The 5,569-nt window shown below is 66.1% G+C and carries 7 protein-coding genes; 4 read left to right on the top strand and 3 right to left on the bottom strand.

All coding sequences use genetic code 11. The features are described 5' to 3' along the window. The 3 genes from glyS to HUU99_RS15175 all read right to left on the bottom strand — a co-directional run. Window positions 1–1,161: glycine--tRNA ligase subunit beta (gene glyS, locus HUU99_RS15185; protein WP_174287409.1), on the bottom strand; the 1,161-nt coding region annotated here is incomplete at its 3' end. Next, window positions 1,158–1,511 (bottom strand): endonuclease domain-containing protein, encoded by a 354-nt coding sequence (locus HUU99_RS15180; RefSeq protein WP_174287408.1) that lies wholly within the window; start codon window positions 1,509–1,511, stop codon window positions 1,158–1,160. The genes glyS and HUU99_RS15180, both read right to left, overlap by 4 nt. 176 nt (window positions 1,512–1,687) lie before the next feature. Then, window positions 1,688–2,527 carry a glycine--tRNA ligase subunit alpha gene (locus tag HUU99_RS15175; protein WP_174287411.1) on the bottom strand — a complete coding sequence of 280 codons (840 nt, stop codon included), beginning with the start codon at window positions 2,525–2,527 and terminating at the stop codon, window positions 1,688–1,690. Between the two features lie 133 nt (window positions 2,528–2,660). Between HUU99_RS15175 and HUU99_RS15170 the strand changes: the two genes are divergently transcribed. The 4 genes from HUU99_RS15170 to HUU99_RS15155 all read left to right on the top strand — a co-directional run. Beyond that, on the top strand, window positions 2,661–3,575 hold the full coding sequence (locus tag HUU99_RS15170; RefSeq protein ID WP_254603268.1) for a TraB/GumN family protein: 915 nt from the start codon (window positions 2,661–2,663) through the stop codon (window positions 3,573–3,575). Window positions 3,576–3,827: 252 nt separating this feature from the next. Then, window positions 3,828–4,505 carry a 50S ribosomal protein L25/general stress protein Ctc gene (locus HUU99_RS15165; protein WP_174287407.1) on the top strand — a complete coding sequence of 226 codons (678 nt, stop codon included), beginning with the start codon at window positions 3,828–3,830 and terminating at the stop codon, window positions 4,503–4,505. A gap of 222 nt (window positions 4,506–4,727) precedes the next feature. Further along, window positions 4,728–5,294 (top strand): aminoacyl-tRNA hydrolase, encoded by a 567-nt coding sequence (pth, locus tag HUU99_RS15160; protein ID WP_174287406.1) that lies wholly within the window; start codon window positions 4,728–4,730, stop codon window positions 5,292–5,294. Between the two features lies 1 nt (window position 5,295). Beyond that, window positions 5,296–5,569 (top strand): hypothetical protein (locus HUU99_RS15155; RefSeq protein ID WP_217430845.1); only part of this gene is annotated, 274 nt, incomplete at its 3' end.

Genomic DNA, 5,569 nt, shown 5'->3' with positions numbered 1-5,569 from the left:
CCCACCCCCAACCCCTCCCCTGAAGGGGAGGGGCTTTGAACCGACAATCCCCTCCTCCACCAGCCACCGCGCGAGCTTCGCGACGCGGTTGACCTTGTCGGCGACCGTCCCCAGCTTCTCGTGGAACACGATCCGGTCGAGCTTGGCCGCCTGCTCCTCCAGCGGCACCTTCAGGTCGGTCTCGTGGAAGAACCGCGCATCCGCCAGCCGCGCGGCCAGCACCTTGCGGTTGCCCTCGACGATCTTTGCGCCGCCATCGGTCGCGGCGATGTTCGCGGTGCAGACGAAGGCGTTGGCCAATTTGCCATCCGACGATCGGCACACGAAATATTTCTGGTTTACCCGCGCCGTCAGCTGGATGACCTCGGGCGGTACGTCCAGGAACGCGGGGTCGAACCGGCCGAGCAGCGGCACCGGCCATTCGGTCAGCCCGGCATTCTCCGCGACCAGCCTCTCGTCCTCGACGAGTTCCAGCCCCGCCTGCATCGCGGCTTCGCGCGCACCGTCGCGGACGATCCGCGCGCGCTCGTCCTGGTCGACGAGGACGTGGACCATGCGCAGCTTCTCGACATAGTCCGCCGCCGAACCGATCGTGATCGGACCCGGATGGTGGAACCGGTGCCCGAGCGTCGCCGCGCCGCTTTCGATCCCGGCGACCTGGCAAGGCACGACGTCCTCGCCGAACAGCGCGACGATGCCGTGCAGCGGCCGGACCCAGCGCAGCGATTCGGTCGACAGCGACGCCTCGCCCCAGCGCATCGATTTCGGCCAGGGGAACGCGTGGACAATCGCCGGGATCGCCTCGGCCAGCACGTCCGCGGTGGCGCGACCGGGCTTCTCGGTAACCGCGAACAGGACGCCGTCGCGTTCGACCAGTTGCTCGCGGGTCAGGCCGGTCTTGCGGAGGAAGCCTTCCAGTGCCTGTGGTGGGGCGCCGGTCTTGGGGCCTTTGGTCTCTTCCGACACCGCCTGCGTCGCATCCGGCAAACCGCGCGCGATGAGCGCGAGGCGGCGGGGGGTGGCGTAAGTTACGACATCGCCCGCGGCAATCCCGGCCCTAGCGAGTTCGGCGGCGAACAGCCGGGCAAGATCCTCCCGCCCCTTCGCGTGCATCCGCGCGGGGATTTCCTCGGAGCGGAGTTCGAGAAGGAAGTCGGTCATACCGGAAATCCTCCCCGCTCGCGGGGAGGGGGACCATCCGAAGGATGGTGGAGGGGGCGGTCGGCATAGGCAACGATCGAAGCGGCCGCTTCGTCGGCGTCTTTCAACACGTCCGACGCGGGCACCCGCAAGACGTGATAGCCTTCAGCTTCCAAAGCGGCCGTACGCGCAACGTCTTTCACCGGGCGATCACCCATATCGTGTGCCATCCCGTCGACTTCGATGACGAGTTTTACGGCGGCGCAGTAGAAATCCGCACGGTACGCGCCGATCGGATGTTGCTTGCGAAAACGCAGTCCTTCGGGCGCGCCCTTCAGACGTTGCCACAGCAGTATCTCGGGCAGGCTCATATCGCGACGCGCGCGGCGGGCTTCGTAAATTTCGGCCCGACGGAGTGATGGCGAACCCCCTCCACCACGCTTCGCGTGGTCCCCAGTTTCGGGTCGATCATGCCCCCGGCATGATCTTGGATTGCCGGGGGCAATCCAACCCGAAACTCCGTCCCGGGAAGGATTTTCGGCGGGACTCACGCCGCCCACCCATGCTTGTCCATCCACGCGCCGCACGCGCCCTTCGCCAGGTCGCGGACGCGGCCCATATACGCCTGGCGTTCCGCGACCGAGATCACCCCGCGCGCCTGCAGCAGGTTGAACACGTGGCTGGCCTTGATCGCCTGTTCGTACGCGGGGATCGGCAGCTTCGCCGCGAGCGAGTTCTCGCATTCGGCGACATGCTTGCGGAACAGGTCGAACAGCGCGTCGGTGTCGGCGATCTCGAAGTTCCACTTCGACATTTCCTGTTCGTTCTCCAGGAACACGTCGCCGTACGTCACCCCGGCGTCGTTGAATGCCAGGTCGTAGACATTGTCGACATTCTGAACGTACATCGCGAGCCGCTCCAACCCATAGGTCAGCTCGCCAGCGACGGGCTTCATGTCGTACCCGCCCATCTGCTGGAAATAGGTGAACTGCGTCACCTCCATGCCGTCGCACCACACTTCCCAGCCAAGCCCCCACGCACCCAGCGTGGGGCTCTCCCAATCGTCCTCGACGAAGCGGATGTCGTGGAGCAGCGGATCGATGCCGATCGCGGTCAGCGAGCCGAGATACAGGTCCTGCAGGTCGACGGGCGAAGGCTTCAGGATCACCTGATACTGGTAATAATGCTGGAGCCGGTTCGGGTTCTCGCCGTAGCGCCCGTCGGTGGGGCGGCGGCACGGTTGCACGAAGGCGGCATTCCACAGGTTGGGCCCGAGCGCGCGCAGCGTCGTCGCGGTGTGGAACGTCCCCGCCCCCATCTCCATGTCGTAGGGCTGGAGGATCAGACAGCCGCGATCGCTCCAATAGTCGTGGAGCGTCAGGATCATGCGCTGGAAGCTGAGCGGCTTGGTCGTCACAGGCGCGGGCTTTGGCGGATGGGATACGATCTAGCAAGACACTGTCCGATTTGCCGACCGACCGTTAAGGACCATCCGGACATAACCGACAGAAGGACGATCGTTGACGTCTATCCCCCTCCGCGCGGCGCTGACCGCGATCGCCCTTACCCTCGCATTGCCTGCATGCGCGCAAAAAGCATCGACGCCGCCAGCACCTGCCGCGCACCAGGTCGATCCGGCGCTGTGGGTGGTGAAGGACAAGGACACGACGATCTACCTGTTCGGCACGATCCATGTGCTGAAACCCGGCCTCAGCTGGTTCGACCGCGCGGTGAAGACCGCGTTCGACCGGTCGGGCGAGGTCGTGCTGGAACTGATCCTCCCCGACCAGCAGGTGATGCAGGGGCTGGTCATGGCGGACGGCGTCGCCAAGCCCGGCACGCCGCCGCTCAGCGATCAGCTGCCCGCCGACAAGCGGGGGGCCTATGCCAAGGCGGTCTCCGATCTGGGGCTGCCCGCCAACGCACTCGACAAGTACAAGCCCTGGCTGGCGGCGACTCAGCTATCGGTCGCGCCCTTGTCGAAGCTCGGTTACGATTCCGCGAACGGCCCCGAACAGGTCATCACCGCCGCCGCCAACACCGGCCACAAGCCATTGATCGGGCTGGAGACCGCGCAGCAGCAGCTGGGTTATTTCGCGTCGCTGTCCGACAAGGCGCAGGTACAGTTCCTGGTCTCGACGCTCGACGAACTGCCGACCGCGGCAGCGACGATGGAAACGATGGTCGACGACTGGGCGCACGGCAAGCCCGAGGCGCTGGCGGACGAGATGAACGACAGCCTGAAGGACTCGCCCGAGGTCAAGCAAGTGCTGCTGGTCGACCGCAACAAGCGCTGGGCGGGGTGGATCGAGAACCGGCTGAAGACGCCGGGCACGGTCTTCATCGCGGTGGGCGCTGGGCATCTGTCGGGAAGCGATTCGGTGCTGGCGCAGCTGGCGAAGGACGGAGTGAAGACGGCGCGGGTGAAATACTAATTCCCTCTCTCCTTGTGGGAGAGGGAGGGAGCCGCAAAGCGGCGGAAGGGTGAGGGGGACGTTAGGAACCGAGGTTCGCCCATCCCCCTCACCCTCCCACTCGGTTTTGCCGAGCGGGCCCCTCCCTCTCCCACAAGGGGAGCGGTGTCAGCTTGCTAAATTCCCCCCACCCCGCTATCCGCGCCCGCTTCCGGTCCATGGTCATCCCTGGAGGCGTGGGCGGGAAGCAACAACGAGTTTCGGAGAAGACAGATGAGCGACCAGATGACGCTCGCAGCCGAGACGCGTGACCGGGTTGGCAAGGGAGCCTCCCGGGCGCTGCGTCGCGATGGCCGCGTGCCCGCCGTGATCTACGGCCAGAACCGTGAACCGACCGCGATCCATCTCGAGGAAAAGGCGCTGAACAAGGCGCTCGCGACCGGGCATTTCATGACCACCGTCGTGATGGTCGCCGGCCAGCGCACGCTACCCAAGGACGTGGCCTTCCATCCGGTCAGCGATCGTCCGATCCACGTCGATTTCCTTCGCATCAGCGAGCATGCGACGGTGACCGTATCGGTGCCGGTGGTGTTCGCGGACGAGGAGGAGTCGGATTATCTGAAGCGCGGCGGTGTCCTGAACATCGTTCGCCACGAGATCGAGCTGGTCTGCGATGCGGCGGAAATCCCCAGCGACATCACGATTTCGCTGAAGGGTCGCGCGATCGGCGATTCGATCCATATCTCGAACGTGACGCTGCCCGAGGGCGTGCATCCCTCGGTCGAGGACCGCGACTTCACGATCGCGACGATCGTGCCGCCGACGGTACCGACCGTCGAGGACGAGGCCCTGGAGGCCGAGGTCGCCGAAGCGCAGTCGGCCGAAGCCGCCGCCGAGGCGGCGGAAACCGAGGGCGACGACGCTGCCGAGGACGATACGGCCGAGAGCTGATCGTTCGACGCAACGACCAAAGGGGCGGGAGGGCATGGCCTTCCCGCCTTTTTTCATATTCAGGCCAGCCATAGGCCCCCTCCCCCGCGAAGGCCGGGGCCCAGGTGCCGAGCGGTCGTAATCGCAGATACCGCGCGAATTCGGGGACCTGCGCAACTGGGCCCCGGCCTTCGCCGAGAGGGGCTTGGTAGAACGAAAGCCCACCATTCGGAGTCAGGCGGAATGCAGATCTGGGCAGGGCTCGGCAACCCCGGCGGCACATATGCGATGCATCGGCACAATGTCGGCTACATGGCGGTGGACGCCATCGCCGAGGTCCATGGCTTCGCACCGTTGCGCAAGCAGTTCCAGGGTTGGACCCGCGAAGGCCGGATCGGCGCGCACAAGATGCTGCTGCTGAAGCCGGCGACGTTCATGAACGACAGCGGTCGCAGCGTCGCCGAGGCATTGCGCTTCTACAAGGTCGACCTGGACGCGCTGACCGTCTTTCACGACGAACTCGATCTCGCGGCGATGAGAATGAAGGTGAAGACCGGCGGCGGCACCGCGGGGCATAACGGGCTGCGCTCGATCGATCAGCATCTGGGGACTGATTTCCGCCGCGTGCGGATCGGCATCGGGCATCCGGGGCACAAGGACCGCGTGACCGGCCATGTGCTCGGCAATTATGCGAAGGCGGAGGTCGATTCGCTCGCCGAGCTGCTCGGCGCGCTCGCGGCGGAAGCGACCTGGCTGGCGGCCGGCGACGACGTGCGCTTCATGAACGAGGTCGCGCTTCGGCTGCAGTAAGATGAACGACACTACCAGCGGCGGTTCAGGAACCGTGTGGCATGACGCCGCATTGTCCCGTGCAACAGGGGAGAGCCCGATGCCCGTTCGCCGTTCCAGCCGTCCGTTCGTGTTCCTGGCGCTTGCCGCCGCGCTGGCCGCGTCCGCTTGCAACAAGCCCGGCGGCGATGCCAACGACACCGCCGCGGCGAACAGCAGCGCGCCGTTGCCGAGCCTGCCCGCCACGCTGCCGATGGTGACGGGCGCGCCGACCGCGGCCGCCTATGCGCCGCCGG

Source organism: Sphingomonas bacterium, from assembly GCF_903642285.1.
Lineage (GTDB): Bacteria > Pseudomonadota > Alphaproteobacteria > Sphingomonadales > Sphingomonadaceae > Sphingomonas.
Note: the sequence above shows the minus strand (reverse complement) of the source record. Positions and strands in the feature narration are given on the sequence as shown.